Raw genomic sequence first — 252 nt, 5'->3', positions numbered from 1 at the left:
TAAAGTATTATTTCCTTGAGTGGATACACATGCTGTGGTTTCGTTAGAAGTCAAAGTAATAGATGCAGGCCCAGCAGGAAGATTAAATCCAGTTGGTCCAGTTGGTCCAGTCGGTCCGGTTGATCCAGTTGGTCCGGTTGATCCAGTTGGCCCGGTTGGTCCTGTAGAACCGGTGGGACCGGTAGGGAATTGAAAGGGTTGAACAGGTGGAAGTGTAGGTCCAATAGAACCCGGATTATGTGCAGCAAAAGA

The 252-nt window shown here is 48.4% G+C and carries 1 protein-coding gene; it reads right to left on the bottom strand.

Translation table 11 applies throughout. The features are described from left to right. On the bottom strand, positions 1 to 252 hold a 252-nt coding region (locus MR170_RS32880; RefSeq protein WP_242310748.1), incomplete at both ends, for an exosporium leader peptide-containing protein.

Source organism: Bacillus cereus group sp. BfR-BA-01524, from assembly GCF_022662595.1.
Lineage (GTDB): Bacteria > Bacillota > Bacilli > Bacillales > Bacillaceae_G > Bacillus_A > Bacillus_A thuringiensis_S.
This window is presented reverse-complemented; position numbering and strand designations above follow the sequence as displayed.